The sequence below is a fragment of the Pseudomonas sp. Tun-23181 genome (genome assembly GCF_057415455.1).
Window position 1 is genome coordinate 4,446,732 of sequence record NZ_CM171630.1, and the last position, 23,287, is coordinate 4,470,018.

Consider the following 23,287-nt stretch of genomic DNA (forward strand, 5'->3'; position numbering starts at 1 on the left):
GTCTCGATCAGGTACGGTTGCCGTCATTCTACAGGGCTGGAGCCGATGCTGTTCAGTCGAGGCCTTGGGGCTGCCTTGCAGCCCATCGCCGGCTAGCCGGCGATGGGGGCGTACAACGGCCCGTGAAGTCAACCGGCGATCAGGCGGGCCGCTGCCTGGCGGTGATCGGCGATCAGGCCCTGTACATCCAGCCCTTCGATCTGCCCGTCGATGACGCGCCACTGGCCACCGACCATGACCCGATCGGCCTGGTCGGCGCCGCACAGCAGCAGGGCCGAGAGTGGGTCGTGGCTGCCAGAGAAGCGCAGTTCGTCGAGCTTGAACAGGGCGAGGTCGGCCTGCTTGCCCACCGCCAGTTCGCCGATGTCGTCGCGGCCCAGCAGGCGTGCCGAGCCACGGGTGGCCCAGCCCAGGGCGCGTTGCGGGGTGATCTGTTCGGCGCCATAGCGCAGGCGCTGCAGGTACAGGGCCTGGCGCGCCTCGAGGATCATGTTCGAGGCGTCGTTGGAGGCCGAGCCATCGACGCCGAGGCCAACGGGTGCGCCAGCCGCTTCCAGGTCGACGGTCGGGCAGATGCCCGAGGCCAGGCGCATGTTCGAGCTCGGGCAATGGCAGATACCGGTGCCGGCAGCGCCGAGGCGGGCGATTTCCTCGGCGTTGAAGTGGATGCCATGGGCCAGCCAGGTGCGTGGGCCGAGCCAGCCGACGCTGTCCAGGTAGTCGACGGTGCGCAGGCCGAAGCGTTGCAGGCAGAAGTCCTCTTCATCGAGGGTTTCGGCCAGGTGGGTGTGCAGGCGCACATCCAGTTCTTCGGCGAGGGCCGCGCTGGCACGCATGATTTCGGGAGTGACCGAGAATGGCGAGCAGGGTGCCAGGGCGATCTGGATGCGCGCGCCGTCACCCCGTTCGTGGTAACTGTGGATAAGTCGCTGGCTGTCGGCCAGGATCACTTCGCCCTGTTGCACCGTCTGTTGCGGCGGCAGGCCGCCATCGGCCTCGCCCAGGCTCATGGAGCCGCGGGTCAGCATGGCGCGCATGCCCAGCTTGCGCACGGCCTCGACCTGCACGTCGATGGCATTGTCCAGGCCCTGGGGGAACAGGTAGTGATGGTCGGCGGCGGTGGTGCAGCCCGACAGCAGCAGCTCCGCCAGGGCCACCTGGCTGGCCAGTGCCAGCTTGGCCGGGGTGAGGCGTGCCCAGACTGGGTAGAGGGTCTTCAACCAGGGGAACAGCGGTTGGTTGACCACCGGCGCCCAGGCGCGGGTGAGGGTCTGGTAGAAGTGGTGGTGGGTGTTGATCAGGCCGGGCAGGACCACGTGCTCGCGGGCGTCGAAGACCTGTTCGCACGGCAGGCTGGGGCTTTCGCCGAGGGCCAGGAGTTGGGTGATACGGCCGTCTTCGATGACCAGGCCGCTGCGGGCGTCGGCATCGTTGGCGGTGAAGATGGCAAGCGGGGATTTCAACCAGATACGGGTCGCAGGCATGGTGCCGGCTCCTCTGAAGGTGGGTTCAGGTTAGCCAGCTCAGTGTTGCCCTGTCTGCTGATCCAGGTCCGCCGTGTGGGCGAGGCATCGAGTCTACTGCCTCGCCACGCGGCTTTCAATTCACCAGATGAGGGCCTCGCCCTTGTAGTTGATGAAGCGCAGGCCGCCATTGCCGCTTTGTGCCTTGATCTGCTCGAGCATGCCTTGGGTGCTGGTCAGCACGTCGATCTCGGCATTCTCGCCGCCCATGTCGGTCTTGACCCAACCTGGGTGCATCGCCAGCACGCAGAGGTCGGGGCGCTGCAGTTCGACCACGAAGCTGTTGATCATCGAGTTGAGGGCCGCCTTGCTGGCCTTGTACAGGCAGATCTCGCCGCCGTCGGGGATGGTCACGCTGCCCAGGATCGAGCTCATGAAGGCCAGCACGCCGGAGCCTTCGCGGACTTGCCCGACCAGGCGCCGGGCGACGCGGATCGGCGCCACGGCATTGGTCATGAACAAGTCGCCCACCTCCTTGGGCTGGACGGTTTCCAGGTTCTGTGGCAGTGGGCCCATGACACCGGCGTTGACGAACAGCAGGTCGAACACTTCCCCTTGCAGGCGCTGGCGCAAGGCGTCCAGTTGGGCACCGTCGTTCATTTCCAGGGTCTCGATGCGCACACCGGGGAGGGTGCGCAGGTCATCGGCCTTATGCGGGTCGCGGACGGTGGCGATGACGTTCCAGCCATCCTCGTGCAGGCGTCGTACCAGGCCCAGCCCCAGCCCACGGGAGGCGCCGATGATCAGGGCAGTCTTGTTTGCGGGCATCTCGATACTCCTTGAGCAGGTTCAGGAAGGGTCTTGGAGCATACTCCAGGTATTGTCCTGTCGCCTTCATGGCATGGGACGAAGACATTCGCCGGAACCGAACAAAAAATGACCAATGCGCCCCGAGGCCGACGCCGTCGGGCTCCGGCCGGGTGGTTCACGGCTTATCCACAAGCTGCTCCACAGTATCTGTGTGCAAGCGGGAGCGCTGTCGAATGCTGGCGGCAGAGGGGGCACGGGCGCCGAAACTGGGGATAACTCATTGATTCGGGATCGCTTGCCCGGCTGTCACATGCCTGTGATCAAAATATGCTCAACACCCTGCAGGCCTTGGGGGTAAAGGCTTGCAACAGAATGCCCCAAGCTTATCCACAGGCAGGCCCACAGTAGTTGTGGGAAACGTCAGCACGCTTCAAGGTGGATCCGACCACGACTGAGGTCGGCCAGTTGTTGTTGCAGCCTCTCCAGGTGTGCTTCGCCGAGCGCCAGGTGCAGGTCCACCCCGTTGGCCGTGAATTGCTCGTCCAGCACCAGACCGTCGGCTTCCGCCAGACGCAGCTTGAGCAGCGCCAGCTCGCTGAAGCTGCAACTGCAGCGGTATTCGCTGCGCTGCACCAGTACCCGCTTGGGCGCCTGCTGCAGGCATTTGTTGGCGCCGCCGCCGTAGGCGCGGGCCAGGCCACCGGTACCGAGCTGGATGCCGCCGTACCAGCGGATCACCAGCACCACCACCTGGTCGCAGTCCTGGGCCTCGATGGCGGCGAGGATCGGCCGGCCGGCGGTGCCGCCGGGCTCGCCGTCGTCGCTGCTGCGGTACTGCGCGCCGAGCTTCCAGGCCCAGCAGTTATGGGTTGCCGCCAGGTCGCTGTGGCGTTCGATGAAGGCCATCGCCTCGGCTGCGCTGGTGATCGGGGCGGCGAGGGTGATGAAGCGGCTCTTGCGGATTTCCTCGCGGAATTCGCAGAGCTCGAGCAGGGTAGAAGGCATAGGTCCGGTTCAGGCGGGCGGAGTGATGCCGCAGCCTTTGAGAATGATGTGGATAAGGTTGTTGCTGGCGTCTTCCATGTCCTGCTTGGTCAGGCGGCTGCGGCCGGTGACCTGGCAGATCTGGGTGGCGAAGTCGGCATAGTGCTGGGTGCTGCCCCAGAGCAGGAAGATCAGGTGCACGGGGTCGACCGGGTCCATCTTGCCGGCATCGATCCAGGCCTGGAACACCGCGGCACGGCCACGGAACCATTCGCGGTAGTCGGCGCTGAAGTATTCGCTCAGGCACTGCCCGCCGCTGATCACTTCCATGGCGAAGATCCGCGAGGCTTGTGGGTTGCGCCGGGAGAACTCCATCTTGGTGCGGATGTACTGGCTCAGCGCCTGGGCTGGATCGTCCTCGACGCTCAGGGCGTTGAAGGTACTGTCCCACAGCTCGATGATGTTGCTGAGCACGGCGATGTACAGGCCCAGCTTGTTGGTGAAGTAGTAGTGCAGGTTGGCCTTTGGCAAGCCTGCCTTCAGGGCGATGGTGTTCATGCTGGTGCCCTTGAAACCGTGGCGGGCGAACTCGTCTTCGGCGGCCTGGATGATGGCCTGTTCGTTCTTCTGGCGGATGCGGCCGGCGGGCTTGCCGGAGGCGGAGGGACGATGCGCAGGGACTTCAAGGGTCATGGACGATTCCGTACGGGTCTGTGGCAACGGATGTCGGACAGATTACCTTCCTGTGCCGAAGTGACAAGCATTGGCGTCAGCGACAGGCATCAGCGTGTCGCTGCCAGGCTATCCAGGAAGCTTTCCAGCACCAGGTTCGGCCGTCGTCCCTTGCGCGTCACCCAGCTCAGGCTCAGGTCGTAGAAACGCTCGCTGGGTTTCAGGGCTCGCAGGCGGCCCTGCTGGACCCAGAACGTGGCGTAGTGGTCGGGCAGGTAGCCGATGTAGCGCCCGGTGAGGATGAGAAAGGCCATGCCCTCGCGGTCCGAGGCGCTGGCGGTGCAACGCAGGGCCTGGTAGTGCGCCTGGATGTCGGCGGGCAGGCGGAAGGTCGGGGCGATGGCCTCCTGGCTGTTGAGCCGGTCGTCGTCGATCTGCTGGTCGTCGGCATAGAACAGCGGGTGGCCGACCGCGCAGTAGAGCAGCGAGCGCTCGCTGTACAACGGTTGGTATTCCAGGCCCGAGAGCGGGCTGGTCTGGGGCACTACGCCGACATGCAGGCTGCCGTCGAGCACACCTTGCTCGACCTGGCTGGGGGCGATCATGCGGATCTGGATGCGCACGTCCGGGCCACGGTCCTTGAGCTCGGCCAGGGCATGGGTGATGCGCATGTGCGGCAGGGTCACCAGGTTGTCGGTCAGGCCGATGTTCAGCTCGCCGCGCAGGTGCTGGTGCAGGCCGTTGACCTCGGTGCGGAAGGTCTCCAGGGCGCTGAGCAGTTGCAGGGCCGAGTGGTACACCTCGCGGCCTTCCTCGGTCAGTGAGAAGCCGGCGCGCCCCCGTTGGCACAGGCGCAGGCCGAGGCGCTGCTCCAGGTCGTTCATCTGCTGGCTGATGGCCGAGCGGCCGATTCCGAGGACGTTCTCCGCAGCCGAGAACCCCCCGCACTCGACCACACTGCGGTAGATCTTCAGCAGGCGGATGTCGAAGTCGCTGACCTGGGCCAGGGGATCGGGACGTCGGCTCATAAGTTTAGTCTTCTACTAACTGAAGATTAGAAATGTTGGGTTTTTCAGACTTTATCCCCGTGACAACTTAGCTGCAACAACATCCATCGTTGCCTAATCGTCTTCCGAGGAACCGCCGATGAACATGCCCGAAACCGCTTCCGCCGGTATCGCCAGCCAGCTCAAGCTGGATGCCCACTGGATGCCCTACACCGCCAACCGTAACTTCCAGCGTGACCCCCGCATGATCGTGGCGGCCGAAGGCAGCTATTTGGTCGATGACAAGGGCCGCAAGATCTTCGACGCCCTGTCCGGCTTGTGGACCTGCGGTGCCGGGCATACCCGCAAGGAAATCTCCGAGGCCGTGGCGCGCCAGGTCAGCGTGCTGGATTACTCGCCGGCCTTCCAGTTCGGCCATCCGCTGTCGTTCCAACTGGCCGAGAAGATCGCCGATCTGACTCCGGGCGACCTCAACCATGTGTTCTTCACCAACTCCGGCTCCGAGTGCGCCGATACCGCGCTGAAGATGGTGCGCGCCTACTGGCGCCTGAAAGGCCAGGCCACCAAGACCAAGATCATCGGCCGTGCCCGTGGCTACCACGGGGTGAACATCGCCGGTACCAGCCTGGGTGGCGTCAATGGCAACCGTAAGCTGTTCGGTCAGTTGCTGGACGTCGATCACCTGCCGCACACCCTGCTGCCGGGCAATGCCTTCACCAAAGGCATGCCGGAGGAGGGCGGCATCGCCCTGGCCGACGAAATGCTCAAGCTGATCGAGCTGCATGATGCTTCGAACATCGCCGCGGTGATCGTCGAGCCCCTGGCCGGCTCGGCCGGTGTGTTGCCGCCGCCGAAGGGCTACCTCAAGCGCCTGCGCGAGATCTGCAGCCAGCACAACATCCTGCTGATCTTCGACGAAGTCATCACCGGCTTCGGCCGCATGGGGGCCATGACTGGCTCGGAAGCTTTCGGTGTGACGCCGGACCTGATGTGCATCGCCAAGCAGGTCACCAACGGCGCCATCCCCATGGGCGCGGTGATCGCCAGCAGCGAGATCTACCAGACCTTCATGAACCAGCCGACGCCGGAATACGCCGTGGAATTCCCCCATGGCTACACCTACTCGGCCCACCCTGTGGCCTGCGCCGCCGGTATCGCCGCGCTGGACCTGCTGCAGAAGGAGAACCTGGTGCAGTCGGCCGCCGAGCTGGCGCCGCACTTCGAGAAGGTGCTGCACGGCATCAAGGGCACCAAGAACGTCATCGACATCCGCAACTACGGCCTGGCTGGTGCCATCCAGATCGCTGCGCGTGACGGCGATGCCATCGTGCGTCCGTACGAGGCTGCGATGAAGCTGTGGCAGGCGGGCTTCTATGTCCGCTTCGGTGGCGACACCCTGCAGTTCGGCCCGACCTTCAATACCCAGCCGCAGGAACTGGACCGCCTGTTCGACGCGGTGGGCGAAGCCCTGAACCAGATCGACTGATCTTTTCCGACTCTGACGGCAGGCGCACACCCACGCGCCTGCATCAACCTTCTTTACTTGGAGTTCTGCATGAGCATCGTTCAGCACCTGATCAACGGCGAGCTGGTTTCCAAGGGCGAGCGCACCGCCGATGTCTTCAACCCAGCCACTGGCGAGAGCACCCGCAAGGTCGAGCTGGCCAGCCGCGCCACCATCCAGGCGGCCATCGATTCTGCCAAGGCCGCTTTCCCTGCCTGGCGCAACACCCCGCCGGCCAAACGTGCCCAGGTGATGTTCCGCTTCAAGCAACTGCTGGAGCAGAACGAGGCGCGTATCTCGCAGATGATCAGCGAGGAGCACGGCAAGACCTTGGAAGACGCCGCCGGTGAGCTCAAGCGCGGTATCGAGAACGTCGAGTTCGCCTGTGCAGCGCCAGAACTGCTCAAGGGTGAGTACAGCCGCAATGTCGGCCCGAACATCGATGCTTGGTCGGACTTCCAGCCGCTGGGTATCGTCGCCGGCATCACCCCGTTCAACTTCCCGGCCATGGTGCCGCTGTGGATGTACCCGCTGGCCATCGCCTGCGGTAACGCCTTCATCCTCAAGCCGTCCGAGCGTGACCCGAGCTCGACTCTGTTCATTGCCCAACTGCTGCACGAGGCTGGCCTGCCGAAGGGTATCCTCAACGTGGTCAATGGCGACAAGGAAGCGGTCGATGCACTGATCGAGGCGCCCGAGGTCAAGGCCCTGAGCTTCGTCGGCTCGACCCCGATCGCCGAATACATCTATGCCGAAGGCACCAAGCGCGGCAAGCGCGTGCAGGCCCTGGGCGGCGCGAAGAACCACGCCGTGCTGATGCCCGATGCCGACCTGGACAACGCGGTCAGCGCACTGATGGGCGCCGCCTACGGTTCGTGCGGTGAGCGTTGCATGGCCATCTCGGTGGCGGTGTGCGTAGGTGACCAGGTCGCTGATGCGCTGATCGCCAAGCTGGAGCCACAGATCAAGGCGCTGAAGATCGGTGCCGGCACGTCCTGCGGCCTGGACATGGGCCCGCTGGTGACCGCGGCGGCCCGTGACAAGGTGGTTGGCTACATCGACGACGGCGTGGCGGCTGGTGCCAAGCTGGTGGTCGACGGGCGTGGCTTGCGTGTGGCCGGTCATGAAGACGGCTACTTCGTGGGGGGCACCCTGTTCGACAACGTGACCCCAGAAATGCGCATCTATAAAGAAGAGATCTTTGGCCCGGTGCTGTGCGTGGTGCGTGTGAACAGCCTGGAAGATGCCATGCGCCTGATCAACGAGCACGAGTACGGCAACGGTACCTGCATCTTCACCCGTGACGGTGAGGCGGCGCGCCTGTTCTGCGACGAGATCGAAGTAGGCATGGTCGGCGTGAACGTGCCGCTGCCGGTGCCGGTGGCCTACCACAGCTTTGGTGGCTGGAAGCGCTCGCTGTTCGGCGACCTGCACGCCTATGGCCCGGATGGTGTGCGCTTCTATACCCGTCGCAAGGCGATCACCCAGCGTTGGCCGCAGCGCGCCAGCCATGAGGCGTCGCAGTTCGCGTTCCCAAGCCTGTAATGAAGCAGTGAAGCGGGGAGGCCAGTAGGCCTCCCCGTTTTGTTTGTGCTGTGCTCTTTATTTAAAGATTTATGAAAATAACGGTTGACGGGGTTTCGAATCCCCTTATAATGCGCCCCACTTCCGACGTAGTCGAAACGAAAAACTCCTTGAGATTCAACGAGTTGAACGCTTCGGGTAGTATCGGAAGAGCTTCGGTCCCTAGATCGGCAGCGGTGCAAAAGGCAGTTGACAGCAGGCGGTAACGCTGTATGATTCGCCTCCCGCTACGAGCGATCGCAGCGAGTCAAGTGGTTGAAGTGAAACGAAAAACTTCAAAATAAACGCTTGACAGACTTTGAGAAAAGCGTAGAATGCGCGGCCTCGGTTGAGACGAAACGCTCTTGGCCAAACGCTCTTTAACAATCGAATCAAGCAATTCGTGTGGGTGCTTGTGAGTACGGACTGATAGTCGCCAAGATTATCAGCATCACAAGTGGCCATATGAGAAATCACATAGTCATTTGAGATTGCTGAGCCAAGTTTAGGGTTACTTAAAAACCCAAGCAGTATTGAACTGAAGAGTTTGATCATGGCTCAGATTGAACGCTGGCGGCAGGCCTAACACATGCAAGTCGAGCGGATGAAGTGAGCTTGCTCATGGATTCAGCGGCGGACGGGTGAGTAATGCCTAGGAATCTGCCTGGTAGTGGGGGACAACGTTCCGAAAGGGGCGCTAATACCGCATACGTCCTACGGGAGAAAGTGGGGGATCTTCGGACCTCACGCTATCAGATGAGCCTAGGTCGGATTAGCTAGTTGGTGGGGTAATGGCTCACCAAGGCGACGATCCGTAACTGGTCTGAGAGGATGATCAGTCACACTGGAACTGAGACACGGTCCAGACTCCTACGGGAGGCAGCAGTGGGGAATATTGGACAATGGGCGAAAGCCTGATCCAGCCATGCCGCGTGTGTGAAGAAGGTCTTCGGATTGTAAAGCACTTTAAGTTGGGAGGAAGGGCAGTAAGCGAATACCTTGCTGTTTTGACGTTACCAACAGAATAAGCACCGGCTAACTCTGTGCCAGCAGCCGCGGTAATACAGAGGGTGCGAGCGTTAATCGGAATTACTGGGCGTAAAGCGCGCGTAGGTGGTTCGTTAAGTTGGATGTGAAAGCCCCGGGCTCAACCTGGGAACTGCATCCAAAACTGGCGAGCTAGAGTACGGTAGAGGGTGGTGGAATTTCCTGTGTAGCGGTGAAATGCGTAGATATAGGAAGGAACACCAGTGGCGAAGGCGACCACCTGGACTGATACTGACACTGAGGTGCGAAAGCGTGGGGAGCAAACAGGATTAGATACCCTGGTAGTCCACGCCGTAAACGATGTCAACTAGCCGTTGGAATCCTTGAGATTTTAGTGGCGCAGCTAACGCATTAAGTTGACCGCCTGGGGAGTACGGCCGCAAGGTTAAAACTCAAATGAATTGACGGGGGCCCGCACAAGCGGTGGAGCATGTGGTTTAATTCGAAGCAACGCGAAGAACCTTACCAGGCCTTGACATGCAGAGAACTTTCCAGAGATGGAGAGGTGCCTTCGGGAACTCTGACACAGGTGCTGCATGGCTGTCGTCAGCTCGTGTCGTGAGATGTTGGGTTAAGTCCCGTAACGAGCGCAACCCTTGTCCTTAGTTACCAGCACGTCATGGTGGGCACTCTAAGGAGACTGCCGGTGACAAACCGGAGGAAGGTGGGGATGACGTCAAGTCATCATGGCCCTTACGGCCTGGGCTACACACGTGCTACAATGGTCGGTACAGAGGGTTGCCAAGCCGCGAGGTGGAGCTAATCTCACAAAACCGATCGTAGTCCGGATCGCAGTCTGCAACTCGACTGCGTGAAGTCGGAATCGCTAGTAATCGCGAATCAGAATGTCGCGGTGAATACGTTCCCGGGCCTTGTACACACCGCCCGTCACACCATGGGAGTGGGTTGCACCAGAAGTAGCTAGTCTAACCTTCGGGAGGACGGTTACCACGGTGTGATTCATGACTGGGGTGAAGTCGTAACAAGGTAGCCGTAGGGGAACCTGCGGCTGGATCACCTCCTTAATCGAAGACATCAGCCTGCTGATGAGCACCCACACGAATTGCTTGATTCCTTGAAGAAGACGATGTGACGCGACCCTGTGATAGGTCTGTAGCTCAGTTGGTTAGAGCGCACCCCTGATAAGGGTGAGGTCGGCAGTTCAAATCTGCCCAGACCTACCAATTTGTTGTGGTGCAGCCTGTATACGGGGCCATAGCTCAGCTGGGAGAGCGCCTGCTTTGCACGCAGGAGGTCAGCGGTTCGATCCCGCTTGGCTCCACCATGTTGCCGTTACCTGCAGAACTTAGAAATGAGCATTCGTGAATGAATGTTGATTTCTGACTTTTGTCAGATCGTTCTTTAAAAATTCGGATATGTGATAGAAAGACTGATGACGCACTTTCACTGGTGTGGCATCAGGCTAAGGTAAAATTTGTGAGTTCCGCTCGAAAGAGCGACATGCGAATTTTCGGCGAATGTCGTCTTCACAGTATAACCAGATTGCTTGGGGTTATATGGTCAAGTGAAGAAGCGCATACGGTGGATGCCTTGGCAGTCAGAGGCGATGAAAGACGTGGTAGCCTGCGATAAGCTTCGGGGAGTCGGCAAACAGACTGTGATCCGGAGATCTCTGAATGGGGGAACCCACCTAGGATAACCTAGGTATCTTGTACTGAATCCATAGGTGCAAGAGGCGAACCAGGGGAACTGAAACATCTAAGTACCCTGAGGAATAGAAATCAACCGAGATTCCCTTAGTAGTGGCGAGCGAACGGGGACCAGCCCTTAAGCTGGCTTGAGATTAGTGGAACGCTCTGGAAAGTGCGGCCATAGTGGGTGATAGCCCCGTACACGAAAATCTCTTGTCAGTGAAATCGAGTAGGACGGAGCACGAGAAACTTTGTCTGAACATGGGGGGACCATCCTCCAAGGCTAAATACTACTGACTGACCGATAGTGAACCAGTACCGTGAGGGAAAGGCGAAAAGAACCCCGGAGAGGGGAGTGAAATAGAACCTGAAACCGTATGCGTACAAGCAGTGGGAGCCTACTTTGTTAGGTGACTGCGTACCTTTTGTATAATGGGTCAGCGACTTATATTCAGTGGCGAGCTTAACCGAATAGGGGAGGCGTAGCGAAAGCGAGTCTTAATAGGGCGTTTAGTCGCTGGGTATAGACCCGAAACCGGGCGATCTATCCATGGGCAGGTTGAAGGTTAGGTAACACTGACTGGAGGACCGAACCGACTACCGTTGAAAAGTTAGCGGATGACCTGTGGATCGGAGTGAAAGGCTAATCAAGCTCGGAGATAGCTGGTTCTCCTCGAAAGCTATTTAGGTAGCGCCTCATGTATCACTGCTGGGGGTAGAGCACTGTTTCGGCTAGGGGGTCATCCCGACTTACCAAACCGATGCAAACTCCGAATACCAGCAAGTGCCGAGCATGGGAGACACACGGCGGGTGCTAACGTCCGTCGTGAAAAGGGAAACAACCCAGACCGTCAGCTAAGGTCCCAAAGTCATGGTTAAGTGGGAAACGATGTGGGAAGGCTTAGACAGCTAGGAGGTTGGCTTAGAAGCAGCCATCCTTTAAAGAAAGCGTAATAGCTCACTAGTCGAGTCGGCCTGCGCGGAAGATGTAACGGGGCTCAAACCATGCACCGAAGCTACGGGTGTCATCTTTGATGACGCGGTAGAGGAGCGTTCTGTAAGCCTGTGAAGGTGAGTTGAGAAGCTTGCTGGAGGTATCAGAAGTGCGAATGCTGACATGAGTAACGACAATGGGTGTGAAAAACATCCACGCCGAAAGACCAAGGTTTCCTGCGCAACGTTAATCGACGCAGGGTTAGTCGGTCCCTAAGGCGAGGCTGAAAAGCGTAGTCGATGGAAAACAGGTTAATATTCCTGTACTTCCGGTTATTGCGATGGAGGGACGGAGAAGGCTAGGCCAGCTTGGCGTTGGTTGTCCAAGTTTAAGGTGGTAGGCCGAGATCTTAGGCAAATCCGGGATCTCAAGGCCGAGAGCTGATGACGAGTGCTCTTTAGAGCGCGAAGTGGTTGATGCCATGCTTCCAAGAAAAGCTCCTAAGCTTCAGATAACCGGGAACCGTACCCCAAACCGACACAGGTGGTCGGGTAGAGAATACCAAGGCGCTTGAGAGAACTCGGGTGAAGGAACTAGGCAAAATGGCACCGTAACTTCGGGAGAAGGTGCGCCGGCGAGGGTGAAGGACTTGCTCCGTAAGCCCATGTCGGTCGAAGATACCAGGCCGCTGCGACTGTTTATTAAAAACACAGCACTCTGCAAACACGAAAGTGGACGTATAGGGTGTGACGCCTGCCCGGTGCCGGAAGGTTAATTGATGGGGTTAGCGCAAGCGAAGCTCTTGATCGAAGCCCCGGTAAACGGCGGCCGTAACTATAACGGTCCTAAGGTAGCGAAATTCCTTGTCGGGTAAGTTCCGACCTGCACGAATGGCGTAACGATGGCGGCGCTGTCTCCACCCGAGACTCAGTGAAATTGAAATCGCTGTGAAGATGCAGTGTATCCGCGGCTAGACGGAAAGACCCCGTGAACCTTTACTATAGCTTTGCACTGGACTTTGAGCTTGCTTGTGTAGGATAGGTGGGAGGCTTTGAAGTGGGGACGCCAGTTCCCATGGAGCCATCCTTGAAATACCACCCTGGCAACCTTGAGGTTCTAACTCAGGTCCGTGATCCGGATCGAGGACAGTGTATGGTGGGTAGTTTGACTGGGGCGGTCTCCTCCCAAAGAGTAACGGAGGAGTACGAAGGTGCGCTCAGACCGGTCGGAAATCGGTCGCAGAGTATAAAGGCAAAAGCGCGCTTGACTGCGAGACCCACACGTCGAGCAGGTACGAAAGTAGGTCTTAGTGATCCGGTGGTTCTGTATGGAAGGGCCATCGCTCAACGGATAAAAGGTACTCCGGGGATAACAGGCTGATACCGCCCAAGAGTTCATATCGACGGCGGTGTTTGGCACCTCGATGTCGGCTCATCACATCCTGGGGCTGAAGCCGGTCCCAAGGGTATGGCTGTTCGCCATTTAAAGTGGTACGCGAGCTGGGTTTAGAACGTCGTGAGACAGTTCGGTCCCTATCTGCCGTGGACGTTTGAGATTTGAGAGGGGCTGCTCCTAGTACGAGAGGACCGGAGTGGACGAACCTCTGGTGTTCCGGTTGTCACGCCAGTGGCACTGCCGGGTAGCTATGTTCGGAAGAGATAACCGCTGAAAGCATCTAAGCGGGAAACTCGCCTCAAGATGAGATCTCACTGGGGTCTTGAACCCCCTGAAGGGCCGTCGAAGACTACGACGTTGATAGGTCGGGTGTGTAAGCGCTGTGAGGCGTTGAGCTAACCGATACTAATTGCCCGTGAGGCTTGACCATATAACACCCAAGCAATTTGCGTGCAGCGGATTGCGGTGGTGAAGACGCAAGGCCGAAAGTTCGCAACCACAAAGATCACATATCCGAATTGGCTGGAGTGTCCATCTGGATGTTCTGGCAACAGAATTTCTTGACGACCATAGAGCATTGGCACCACCTGATCCCATCCCGAACTCAGCAGTGAAACGATGCATCGCCGATGGTAGTGTGGGGTTTCCCCATGTGAGAGTAGGTCATCGTCAAGATTCATTTCGCAAAACCCCTATCTGCGCGAGCAGGTAGGGGTTTTGTCTTTCTGGCGTCTGGCTGGGGATTGGCGGTGGCCCCATCGCTGGCAAGCCAGCTCCCACAGGTACAGCGCAGACCTGCAAGCCAGCGCCATCCCTGTGGGAGCCGGCTTGCCGGCGATTGGGCGCGAAGAGGCCCCGAAGGCCAGCCCAAAGCCTCACGCTTCCATCCTTTCTCCCACAGAGTACGCCGTTGCTGTCTCACTGCCTGTACCCGGTAGAGAGTGATATGGTTCCCTACCAGAATCGCTCCTCCCCAGAGATCCTCGATGACCGACACCACCTCACTGCATCCCGGCTTCATGATCATCCAGGGCAACCGCCTGGACGACCTGCGCAATCTGGTAGTGAACGTGATGCGCCATTACCCCCTGGCCCCCCTGGAGAACGAGATCGCCCTGGTCCAGAGCAACGGTATCGCCCAGTGGCTCAAGCTGGCCCTGGCCGAGGATCCGCAGGACGATGAACTGGGCGGTTGTGGCATCGCCGCAGCCATCGAGGTACAACTGCCGGGCAGCTTCATGTGGCAGCTGTACCGTCGGGTCCTGGGGCGCGACGAGATTCCGGAAGTCTCGCTGCTGGACAAGGCCCCCCTTACCTGGCGTCTGATGCGCCTGCTCCCCGAATTGATCGAACGCCCGCACTTCGAGCCTTTGCGCCGCTTTCTCACCGACGACAGCGACCTGCGCAAGCGCTACCAACTGGCCGAGCGCCTGGCTGACCTGTTCGACCAGTACCAGGTCTACCGCGCCGACTGGCTCAAGGACTGGGCTGCTGGCGAGCATGTGCTCAATACCGCCCGTGGCGAGCGCAAGCCCATGGCGGCGGGGAACCGCTGGCAGGCCGAGCTATGGCGGGCACTGCTCGAAGACGTCGGCGAGGCGGGCATGGCCCAGAGCCGTGCCGGCGTGCACCAGCGTTTCATGGCGCGTATCGACAGCTTGGAGCAGGCGCCCGCGGGGCTACCGCCACGGGTGATCGTCTTCGGCATCTCATCCTTGCCGGCCCAGGCGCTCGAGGCTCTGGCCGGCCTGGCGCGCTTCAGCCAGGTAGTGCTGTGCGTGCACAACCCTTGCCGCCATCACTGGGCCGACATCGTTGCCGACAAGGACCTGCTGCGGCATCAATACAAGCGCCAGCAACGCAAGCAGGGCATGCCCCTGCAACTGGACGACGAATCCCTGCACCAGCATGCCCACCCGCTGCTGGCCGCCTGGGGCAAGCAGGGCCGTGACTACATCAACCTGCTCGACAGCTACGACGACCCGGCCAGCTATCGTGGGGTCTTCAGCGACGGTCGCATCGACCTGTTCAGCGAAGGCCAGCCGACCACCTTGCTCGAGCAGTTGCAGGACGACATCCTCGAGCTGCGTCCCCTGGCAGAGACCCGCGCCCTTTGGCCGGCGGTCGATCCCGGCCAGGACCGCTCCGTGCGCTTTCATGTGGCCCACAGCCCACAGCGCGAGGTGGAGATCCTCCATGACCAACTGCTCGCCCGCTTCAGCGCCGACCCCACGCTACGCCCGCGTGACGTCATCGTCATGCTGCCAGCGATCGACAGTTATGCACCGCATATCCGCGCCGTGTTCGGCCAGCTCGATCGCAACGACCCACGCTACATTCCCTTCACCCTGACCGACCAGGGCCAGCGCGGCCGTGATCCGCTGCTGATCGCCCTGGAGCACCTGCTCAAGCTGCCGGACAGCCGCTTCGCCGTGAGCGAAGTCCTGGACCTGCTGGACGTGCCGGCCGTGCGTGCCCGCTTCGCCATCCAGGAAAGCGACCTGCCGACCTTGCACCGCTGGATCGAAGGCGCGGGCATCCGCTGGGGCCTGGATGCCGAGCAGCGGGCCACCCTGGGCCTGCCCGAGGGCCTGGAGCAGAACAGCTGGCGGTTCGGTTTGCGACGCATGCTGCTCGGCTATGCGGTCGGTATGGGCGAAGGATGCGATGGCATCGAGCCCTATGACGAAATCGGCGGCCTCGATGCTGCGCTGATCGGTCCGCTGGTGGCGTTGCTCGATGCCCTCGACGTGGCCTGCAAGGCCCTGGCGCAGCCCGCCACGGCAGCCCAGTGGGGGGAGCGCTTGCATGCCTTGCTGCAGGTGTTCTTCCTGGCCGGAAGCGAGCACGACGAGTTTCTCCTGATGCAGTTGCAGGAGCTGCGCGATAGCTGGCTGGCGACCTGCGAGGCCGTGGGCCTGCAGGACCCGTTGCCGCTCACCGTGGTGCGCGAGGCCTGGCTGTCGGGGCTGGACCAGGGCAAGCTGTCCCAGCGGTTTCTCGCCGGCTCGGTGAACTTCTGCACCCTGATGCCCATGCGTGCCATCCCGTTCCGGGTGGTCTGCCTGCTGGGCATGAACGACGGCGACTACCCCCGCGCCCAACCGCCGCTGGACTTCGACCTGATGGCCAGCGACTATCGCCCCGGCGATCGCTCCCGCCGCGAGGACGACCGCTACCTGTTGCTCGAGGCCTTGCTCTCGGCACGTGACCAGCTCTATGTCAGCTGGGTCGGACGCAGCATTCGCGACAACAGCGAGCGCCCTGCCTCGGTATTGATCGGCCAGCTACGCGACCACCTGGCCGCAGGCTGGCGTCTGGCCGGGGCCAAGGAGGGGCTGCGCCAGGACCCGGGTGAGCAGTTGCTGCACGCCCTGACCGTGGAACATCCGCTGCAGCCGTTCAGCCAGCGTTACTTCCAGAAAGGCAGCGCGCTGTTCAGCTATGCCCATGAATGGCAGGTGCTGCACCACGCCAGGGAGGTATCCACGGCGTTCGATGAGCCCTTGTCGCCCTATACCAGCGATGAGCCCCTGAGCCTGAGCCTGTTGCAGGATTTCCTTCGTCATCCTGTACGGCATTTCTTCAGCCAGCGTCTGAACGTATTTTTCGAAGCCCTGGAGGTGCCAACTCCGGATGAAGAACCCTTCGTCCTCGATGCCTTGCAGCGCTACAGCCTCAGCGAAAACCTGCTGGGGGCCGCGCTGGCCGATCCGGACAATGCCGAGCGTACCCTGCAGGCCCAGGCCCGGCGTCTGCAGGCCTGCGGTCTGCTGCCCCTGGCCGGCTTCGGCGAAATCCTCCAGGAAGAACTGATCCAGCCCTTGCCCGACCTGCTGCAACGTCACCGTCAATTGCTGCAGCGCTGGCCGACGGTGGTGGAGGGTGCCTTGCCTGTGCACTTCGAACAGGGCGCACAGCGCCTGGAAGGCTGGCTGGGCCGGGTCTACCAGGCTCAGGACCAGAGCCTGCTGAGCATCACGACCGTGCCCAATACCCTTGGCGCCGGGCGCAACAGCCTCAAATGGCACCGGCTGATACCCGCCTGGGTGATGCACTTGACCGCCTGCGCCGCCGGTTATCCATTGCACAGTGCCCTGGTGGCCAGCGACCTGACGCTGTTGCTCGAGCCGCTGCCGCAAGGCCAGGCGGCCGAACTGCTGGGCCACTTGCTGGTAGCCCGCCAGGCGGCGATGAATGCGCCGCTGCCGGTGGCGGCCAAGACGGCATTCGCCTGGCTCGCCCAGGGCGATCCGGACAAGGCCCTGGCCGCTGCCGCCCGTGCCTACGAAGGCGATGGCCAGAACAACTTCGGCGAACGTAGCGAAAGCCTGGCCCTGGCGCGGCAGTTTCGCGACTTCGCCGCGCTGTGCGCCGAGGAGACCTTCGAAGGCTGGTGCGAAACCCTGTACCGCCCCCTGTTCACCGCCCCCTGGCAAACCTTGGGCAACCCGGAGAGCGCCGCATGACCCAGGCACGCCCCCTGGCATTGAGTTTTCCCCTGCATGGCAGCCAGTTGATCGAAGCCAGCGCCGGCACCGGCAAGACGTTCACCATCTCGGCGCTGTACCTGCGCCTGATCCTCGGCCATGGCGGTGAGCAAGGTTTCGCCCGTGAGCTGCTGCCACCGCAGATCCTCGTGGTGACCTTCACCGATGCTGCCACCAAGGAACTGCGCGAGCGCATCCGCGCCCGCCTGGCCGAAGCCGCGCGTTTTTTCCGTGGCGAACTGGCCGAGGCCGACCCACTGCTCGAGCAGTTGCGCGACGACTACCCCAGCGAGCACTGGCCGCGCTGTGCCAGCCGCCTGGAGATCGCCGTGCAGTGGATGGACGAGGCCGCGGTATCGACCATCCACGGTTGGTGCCAGCGCATGCTGCGCGAACATGCCTTCGACAGTGGCAGCCTGTTCACCCAGAGCCTGGAGACCGATCACAGCGAACTGCTCGGCCAGGTCATGCGCGACTATTGGCGGCGCTTCTGCTATGGCATGCATGGCGAAGCCCTGGCCTGGGTCCGTCGGCACTGGGGCAGCCCCGATGCGCTGCTGCCCAGGATCCGCCCGCTGTTCGGCCGGGTGCGCGAGGAACAGGGCGACGAGTCGCTGCAAGGGCTCATCGAGGCGGCGCTGCGGCAGCGCGCCGAGCAACTCTGTCAGCTCAAGGCGCCCTGGGGCCAGTGGGCCGATGAGTTGCAGCGGATCTGCCGCGAGGCCGTGGCGGCCAAGCAGGTGGACGGCCGCAAGATGCAGGCACGCTACTTCGATCCGTGGTTCGACAAGCTGCGCGCCTGGGCCGCTGACGGCCAGGAAGCGCAACTCGAGCTGGGCACCGGTTTCACTCGCCTGACCCCCGCCGGCCTGGCCGAAGTCTGGAAGAGCGGCGAACCACCAGAGCATCCCGCGCTGCATGCCATGGAAAACCTGAGCCAGCAGCTCCAGGGCCTGGCCAGCCCCGATGCGCGCCTGCTCGAGCACGCCGCCGCCTGGGTATCGGCGCGCTTCGAGGTGGAGAAACGCCGGCGTGCCGAGATGGGTTTCGACGACATGCTCCTGCGTCTGGAGCATGCCCTTGCCAGCGAAGCCGGCGAACGCCTGGCCGGGCTGATCCGCGAGCAGTTCCCAGTGGCGCTGATCGACGAATTCCAGGACACCGACCCGATCCAGTACGGCATTTTCGAGCGCATCTACCGGATCAGCGAGAACCGCCCGGAAACCGGCCTGTTCATGATCGGCGACCCCAAGCAGGCGATCTACGCCTTCCGTGGCGCCGACATCTTCACCTACCTGGCTGCCCGTCGTGCCACCGCCGACCGCTTGCACAGCCTGGACACCAACTACCGCTCCAGCCAGGCCATGGTCGCCGCGGTCAACCGTATGTTCCTCCAGGCGGAGGCGCGTGGCGAAGGCCGCGGTGCCTTCCTGTTCCGTGAGGCGCAGGGCAACCCCTTGCCCTTCGTCGAGGTCCGTGCCAAGGGCCGCAGCGAGCAGTTTCTGGTCCAGGGCCAGCCGTGCGCCGCGCTGCAATGCTGGCTGCTGGAGAGCGATGAGCCGGTCGCCAGCACGCTGTACCGCCAGCGCCTGGCGGCCAGTTGCGCCAGCCATATCGTCGGGCTGCTCAATGGTGGTCAGCAGGGGCACGCCGGTTTTGCCGATGGCACAGGTGCGCTACGTCCTTGCCTGCCCTCGGACATTGCCATCCTCGTGCGCGACGGCCGCGAGGCGCAGTTGATCCGCGCCGAACTGGCGGCGCGTGATGTACGCAGCGTGTACCTGTCCGACAAGGATTCGGTGTTCGCCGCCCAGGAAGCCCACGACCTGCTGGCCTGGCTCAAGGCGTGCGCCGAGCCGGACTCCGAACGCCAGCTCAAGGCCGCGTTGGCGAGCCTCACCCTCGACCTGCCCCTGGCCGAACTGGAGCGACTGAACCAGGACGAACGGGTCTGGGAAGCCTGGGTCATGCGTTTTCGCCTGTACCGCGATACCTGGCAGCGCCAGGGCGTGTTGCCCATGTTGCGCCGCCTGCTGCACGACTTCCAGCTACCGCGCACGCTGATGGGGCGCAGCGACGGCGAGCGAGTGCTGACCAACCTGTTGCACCTGGCCGAGCTGTTGCAGCAGGCGGCCGGCGAGCTGGACGGCGAGCAGGCGTTGATCCGTCACCTGGCCGAGCACCTGGCCAGTGCCGGGCACGCCGGCGAGGAGCAGATCCTGCGCCTGGAGAGCGACGAGCAACTGGTCAAGGTGGTGACCATCCACAAGTCCAAGGGCCTTGAGTACCCACTGGTCTACCTGCCGTTCATCTGCACCAGCAAGCCGGTGGACGGCCAGCGCCTGCCTTTGGTCTGGCACGACAGCGACGGCCAGGCCCACCTGACCCTGACCCCCGATGACGAGCAGGTCGCCCGCGCCGACGATGAGCGCCTGGCCGAGGACCTGCGCCTGCTCTACGTTGCCTTGACCCGTGCCCAGCACGCCTGCTGGCTCGGCGTCGCCGACCTCAAGCGTGGCAACCAGAAGATCTCGCAGCTGCATCGCTCGGCCCTGGGCTACCTGCTCGGCGGCGGCTTGCCGTTGCCAGCGTCGAGCCAGCTGGCCGGCTGGTTGCAGGCCGTGCAGCAGGGCTGCCCGGAGATGGCCTGTATTGCCTTGCCCGAGGCCGACGAACAGCACTACCGGGCTCCCCACGACGAGCGTGAGCTGCTGCCTGCGCGCAAGCCGCGCCGCCCCGCTGCGGAGCATTGGTGGATCGCCTCCTACAGTGCCCTGCGTGTCGGCGACCAGACCCTTGGCGCCGACAGCTCCCAGGCCCAGCAATTGCTGGATGACGAACAGGTCGACGCCCAACTGCTGCGCGAAGTGCCTGCCGAGGGCGGTGATATCCATCGCTTTCCCCGGGGGCCGAACCCGGGCACCTTCCTCCATGGCTTGCTCGAATGGGCGGGGCGCGAAGGTTTCGCCGAGGTCAGCGGCAAGCCCGAACTGATCACGCGTACCGTCGGCCAGCGCTGCAACCGCCGCGACTGGACCGGCTGGATCCCGGCCTTGGATCAATGGCTGCGGCAACTGCTGGCCCAGCCGCTACCGTTGCAACCCGAGGGGCCGAGCCTGACGTTGGCCGGGCTACGCCAGTATCAGGTCGAGATGGAGTTCTGGTTCGCCAGCCACCAGGTCGACGCCGTGCGCCTGGACCGCCTGGTGGCCCGCCAGACCCACGGCGGCGCGGCGCGGCCAGCCGCCCAGCCGACCCAGCTCAACGGCATGTTCAAGGGCTTCATCGACCTGGTCTTCGAACTGGACGGGCGCTACTACGTGACCGACTACAAGTCCAACTGGCTCGGCCCGGACACCGCGTCCTACAACGCTCTGGCCATGGAGCAGACGATCCTCGAGCATCGCTACGACCTGCAGTACGTGCTCTACCTGCTGGCCTTGCACCGCCAGTTGCGCGCCCGCCTGCCCGATTACGACTACGACCGCCATGTCGGTGGCGCCCTGTTCATCTTCCTGCGCGGTGCCGACAGCAGCGGCCATGGCCTGTATTTCACCAAGCCACCGCGCACCTTGATCGAGGCGTTGGACGCGCTGTTCCGTGGCGTCCATGAGCCCGAGCAGCCAGACCTGTTTGCCGGAGCCACACCATGAGCCGACGTCTCGACGACCTGTTGCCCACCCCATTGCAGGCCGAGCAACTGGCCGCCCTGGCGCCATTGCGCGACAGTCGCGACCTGCTGGTACTGCTCGACCGTTGGGTCGAGCGCGGTTGGCTGCGGGCCCTGGACCGGGCCTTCGTGAGCTTTCTCGAAGAGCTTGCCCCCGGCAGCGATCCCTTGCTGCTGCTGGCGGCAGCCCTGGCCAGCCATCAGTTGGGCCATGGGCATGTTTGCCTGGACCTGGAGCAGACCCTGGCCGAACCGGACTTCGCCTTGTCGCTGCCACCGGAAGGCGATGCCCTGGCAGGCCCCCTGCTGTTGCCGTCGCAGTTGCTCGCCAGCCTTGGGCTGGACACCTGGCAGCAGCGCATCGCCCACAGCCCCCTGGTGGCTGCCGGCGCCACGCCAGGGCAGGGCTCGCGCCCACTGGTGCTCAGCGGCCGGCGCCTGTACTTGCGCCGCTACTGGAGCTACGAGCGTCGTATCGACGAGGCCTTGCGCCAGCGCCTGAGCCAGGATGAAGCCGTACCGGCGGACCTGCCCGCACGCCTAGCACCATTGTTCGAAGGCTCGGCTCCGGCCGGGCAAGTGGACTGGCAGAAGCTCGCCTGCGCCCTGGCCACCCGCGCCGCGTTCAGCATCATCACCGGCGGCCCAGGCACCGGCAAGACCACCACCGTGGTGCGCCTGCTGGCATTGTTGCAGGCGCCGGCGGTGGAGCAGGGTCGGCCGCTGCGGATACGCCTGGCGGCACCGACCGGCAAGGCTGCCGCGCGCCTGACCGAGTCCATCGGCCAGCAAGTGGAACGCCTGCCGGTGGATATCGCGGTTCGCGAGCAGATCCCCACCGATGTCAGCACCGTCCACCGCCTGCTCGGCAGCCGCCCCGGCTCACGGCATTTCCGCCACCATGCTGGCAACCCGCTGCCGCTGGACGTGCTGGTGGTCGATGAAGCCTCGATGATCGACCTGGAGATGATGGCCAACCTGCTCGACGCCCTGCCGCCGCGTGCGCGGCTGGTGCTGCTGGGGGACAAGGACCAGTTGGCCTCGGTGGAAGCTGGCGCGGTATTGGGCGACTTGTGCCGCGATGCCGAGGACGGCTGCTATTCCCCCGCCACCCGCGCCTGGCTGGAGCAGGTCGGTGGCCAGTCGCTTGAGGGCAGCGGCCTGCAGGCCGGCGATGCGCAGCGCAACCCGCTGGCCCAGCAGGTGGTGATGCTGCGCCATTCTCGGCGTTTCGGCGAGGGCAGCGGTATCGGCCAGCTGGCGCGCCTGGTCAATCGCCAGCAGGTGCAGGCAGCTCGCGACTTGTTGACGATGCCACCGGCCGATGTGTTCGGCCTGGCCCTGCGTGGTGAGCATGATCGTGCTTTCGACCGCCTGCTGCTCGATGGCCTGGGCCGTGACGAAACGGGGCCGCAGGGTTATCGCAACTACCTGCGGGCCATCGGCCGTCACCGTCCGCCCCACGGCACGCCAGCCGATGATCCCCGTTGGGAGCGGTGGGCCGGCCAGGTCCTGCGCAGTTTCGAGGATTTCCAGCTGTTGTGTGCGGTGCGCAAGGGCCCCTGGGGTGTCGAAGGGCTCAATGAGCGGGTGGCACGGGTACTGGGCAACGCCGGCCTGATCGACAGCCAGCAGCCCTGGTACGAAGGCCGCCCAGTGCTGGTGACCCGCAACGACTATGGCCTGGGCCTGATGAACGGTGATATCGGTATCGCCTTGCATCTGCCGGACGAGCAGGGCGAGCCGGTACTGCGCGTGGCCTTCCCACGCAACGATGGCAGTGGCGGGGTGCGTTTCGTCCTGCCCAGCCGGCTCAACGAGGTGGAGACGGTGTTCGCCATGACGGTGCACAAGTCCCAGGGTTCGGAGTTCAGCCATACCGCCCTGGTATTGCCGGATGCGCTCAACCCGGTGCTGACCAAGGAGCTGGTCTACACCGGGATCACTCGGGCCAAGCATTGCTTCAGCCTGGTCGAGCCGCGGATGGGCGTGTTCGAGGAAGCAGTGGGGCGCCGGGTGCGGAGGATTTCCGGGTTGATGCTCGAGCAGGTCTGAGGGGCCCGACCCATCTGGAGATCGCTGGGACGCGACGTGGC

10 protein-coding genes, 2 tRNA genes and 3 rRNA genes are annotated in these 23,287 nt (G+C 62.7%); 10 read left to right on the forward strand and 5 right to left on the reverse strand.

Annotation, left to right across the window (positions count from 1 at the left end):
- Positions 1-128: 128 nt before the first annotated feature.
- The 5 genes from ACDI39_RS21060 to ACDI39_RS21080 all read right to left on the reverse strand — a co-directional run bounded on the left by ACDI39_RS21060 (position 129) and on the right by ACDI39_RS21080 (position 4,957).
- Positions 129-1,484 carry an 8-oxoguanine deaminase gene (locus ACDI39_RS21060; protein WP_253090962.1) on the reverse strand — a complete coding sequence of 452 codons (1,356 nt, stop codon included), beginning with the start codon at positions 1,482-1,484 and terminating at the stop codon, positions 129-131.
- 120 nt (positions 1,485-1,604) lie between these two features.
- Positions 1,605-2,291, reverse strand: a complete 687-nt coding sequence (locus ACDI39_RS21065) for an SDR family oxidoreductase (RefSeq protein ID WP_225790909.1) — start codon at positions 2,289-2,291, stop codon at positions 1,605-1,607.
- Between the two features lie 402 nt (positions 2,292-2,693).
- Positions 2,694-3,278, reverse strand: a complete 585-nt coding sequence (locus tag ACDI39_RS21070; protein WP_253080407.1) for an IMPACT family protein — start codon at positions 3,276-3,278, stop codon at positions 2,694-2,696.
- Positions 3,279-3,287: 9 nt separating this feature from the next.
- Positions 3,288-3,950 carry a TetR/AcrR family transcriptional regulator gene (locus tag ACDI39_RS21075; protein ID WP_225790911.1) on the reverse strand — a complete coding sequence of 221 codons (663 nt, stop codon included), beginning with the start codon at positions 3,948-3,950 and terminating at the stop codon, positions 3,288-3,290.
- Between the two features lie 89 nt (positions 3,951-4,039).
- Complete coding sequence (locus ACDI39_RS21080; protein WP_225790912.1) at positions 4,040-4,957, reverse strand: LysR family transcriptional regulator; 918 nt, start codon at positions 4,955-4,957, stop codon at positions 4,040-4,042.
- Between the two features lie 118 nt (positions 4,958-5,075).
- Between ACDI39_RS21080 and aptA the strand changes: the two genes are divergently transcribed.
- The 10 genes from aptA (at position 5,076) to recD (ending at position 23,246) form a co-directional block, all read left to right on the forward strand.
- Positions 5,076-6,422 carry an omega-aminotransferase AptA gene (gene aptA / locus ACDI39_RS21085; protein WP_225790913.1) on the forward strand — a complete coding sequence of 449 codons (1,347 nt, stop codon included), beginning with the start codon at positions 5,076-5,078 and terminating at the stop codon, positions 6,420-6,422.
- Between the two features lie 69 nt (positions 6,423-6,491).
- Positions 6,492-7,985, forward strand: coding sequence for a CoA-acylating methylmalonate-semialdehyde dehydrogenase (locus tag ACDI39_RS21090; RefSeq protein WP_225790914.1), 1,494 nt, complete (start codon positions 6,492-6,494; stop codon positions 7,983-7,985).
- Positions 7,986-8,538: 553 nt separating this feature from the next.
- A 16S ribosomal RNA gene (locus tag ACDI39_RS21095) occupies positions 8,539-10,075 on the forward strand.
- An 82-nt stretch (positions 10,076-10,157) separates the two neighbouring features.
- Positions 10,158-10,234: transfer RNA gene (locus tag ACDI39_RS21100), tRNA-Ile, on the forward strand.
- A gap of 25 nt (positions 10,235-10,259) precedes the next feature.
- Positions 10,260-10,335: transfer RNA gene (locus ACDI39_RS21105), tRNA-Ala, on the forward strand.
- Between the two features lie 234 nt (positions 10,336-10,569).
- Positions 10,570-13,461, forward strand: a 23S ribosomal RNA gene (locus tag ACDI39_RS21110).
- A 129-nt stretch (positions 13,462-13,590) separates the two neighbouring features.
- A 5S ribosomal RNA gene (rrf, locus tag ACDI39_RS21115) occupies positions 13,591-13,706 on the forward strand.
- Together the 16S, 23S and 5S rRNA genes with 2 tRNA genes alongside form the textbook arrangement of a ribosomal RNA operon.
- Positions 13,707-14,017: 311 nt before the next feature.
- Positions 14,018-17,500, forward strand: a complete 3,483-nt coding sequence (gene recC, locus ACDI39_RS21120; protein ID WP_225790552.1) for an exodeoxyribonuclease V subunit gamma — start codon at positions 14,018-14,020, stop codon at positions 17,498-17,500.
- Positions 17,497-21,174 carry an exodeoxyribonuclease V subunit beta gene (gene recB, locus ACDI39_RS21125; protein WP_225790551.1) on the forward strand — a complete coding sequence of 1,226 codons (3,678 nt, stop codon included), beginning with the start codon at positions 17,497-17,499 and terminating at the stop codon, positions 21,172-21,174. Before recC ends, recB begins: the two co-directional genes overlap by 4 nt.
- Positions 21,171-23,246, forward strand: coding sequence for an exodeoxyribonuclease V subunit alpha (recD, locus tag ACDI39_RS21130; RefSeq protein WP_486537012.1), 2,076 nt, complete (start codon positions 21,171-21,173; stop codon positions 23,244-23,246). The genes recB and recD overlap by 4 nt, the downstream gene beginning before the upstream one ends.
- Positions 23,247-23,287: the final 41 nt, after the last annotated feature.

Bases quoted from the DNA above. Each gene is read 5' to 3' on its own strand.
- ACDI39_RS21060 (WP_253090962.1), bottom strand. From the start codon at position 1,484: ATGCCTGCGACCCGTATCTGGTTGAAATCCCCGCTTGCCATCTTCACC.
- ACDI39_RS21065 (WP_225790909.1), bottom strand. From the start codon at position 2,291: ATGCCCGCAAACAAGACTGCCCTGATCATCGGCGCCTCCCGTGGGCTG.
- ACDI39_RS21070 (WP_253080407.1), bottom strand. From the start codon at position 3,278: ATGCCTTCTACCCTGCTCGAGCTCTGCGAATTCCGCGAGGAAATCCGC.
- ACDI39_RS21075 (WP_225790911.1), bottom strand. From the start codon at position 3,950: ATGACCCTTGAAGTCCCTGCGCATCGTCCCTCCGCCTCCGGCAAGCCC.
- ACDI39_RS21080 (WP_225790912.1), bottom strand. From the start codon at position 4,957: ATGAGCCGACGTCCCGATCCCCTGGCCCAGGTCAGCGACTTCGACATC.
- aptA (WP_225790913.1), top strand. From the start codon at position 5,076: ATGAACATGCCCGAAACCGCTTCCGCCGGTATCGCCAGCCAGCTCAAG.
- ACDI39_RS21090 (WP_225790914.1), top strand. From the start codon at position 6,492: ATGAGCATCGTTCAGCACCTGATCAACGGCGAGCTGGTTTCCAAGGGC.
- recC (WP_225790552.1), top strand. From the start codon at position 14,018: ATGACCGACACCACCTCACTGCATCCCGGCTTCATGATCATCCAGGGC.
- recB (WP_225790551.1), top strand. From the start codon at position 17,497: ATGACCCAGGCACGCCCCCTGGCATTGAGTTTTCCCCTGCATGGCAGC.
- recD (WP_486537012.1), top strand. From the start codon at position 21,171: ATGAGCCGACGTCTCGACGACCTGTTGCCCACCCCATTGCAGGCCGAG.